Genomic DNA, 812 nt, shown 5'->3' with positions numbered 1-812 from the left:
GTGAGGTAGTGGTAGCTTTACCATTACAAATAGTGACTTCTGGGGTTAGTACACTGGATTGAGTTGTCATGTTTGCATTCCTACTTGATTGTTCAATTTACCCATTGTTCAGATGGGCGATCGGGCACTTGAACACCGCAAGTAGACGGCCAGCAGGTTTCCCCCTTCGGATAGAGGTATTGTATAACTGCTCGCTACCCGACCATAATGGTCTATGGACGTAAAAAAACCGCATGGCTTTCAGGTGCGGTATCCGCTACTTGAGGTGTGTTCAGCACCTTTAGCAAATATAGCCCAAGCCTGTTCCTGTCGTCAACTGGTTAAACCAAAGCATGTTCTTTCGCCTCTTGCTCGGCAATAAGAATGTGCCTGAAGGTATTGACGGCATGGTTGTTATAGCGAAAGGCTTGCACTTGTTTATCGCTGTGCCGAGATTTATCCAAATGATACTCGCCATAGTGCTCGGTTTTCATGTTATTGTCATTTGCGATCCGCCCAATTTTATTCGCTGAGACATCAAACAATTTGCCAATTTCACTTGCGGTATACAGTTTTTCAACAAGTAGCGGCAGGGGAACGACCTCACACCCGGCTAATGGATTGATCAGTCCAGCAATAACCCCTTGTCGGGATAGTGGAGAAAGTAAAGTTGCCCAGGCAAAGGTTTTTTCTGCTACTTCCATCGCCATCTGCATCGCTTTGGCCTTCCGAAATTCCGGTAATCCGCTGCCCTCATCACGGTGTGGCTGACTTTTTGGCGTCTCTTTCGTGAGTTTTCCGCGGCGATAATCAATAAACGTCTGATTAACCCT

General features: G+C 46.6%; 1 protein-coding gene. It reads right to left on the bottom strand.

The annotated features are described in order from the left end of the window. Positions 1-320 precede the first annotated feature (320 nt). Positions 321-812 (bottom strand): hypothetical protein (locus REG_RS09925; RefSeq protein WP_039908833.1); only part of this gene is annotated, 492 nt, incomplete at its 5' end.

It is taken from the genome of Candidatus Regiella insecticola LSR1, from assembly GCF_000143625.1.
GTDB classification, from domain to species: domain Bacteria; phylum Pseudomonadota; class Gammaproteobacteria; order Enterobacterales; family Enterobacteriaceae; genus Regiella; species Regiella insecticola.
This window is presented reverse-complemented; position numbering and strand designations above follow the sequence as displayed.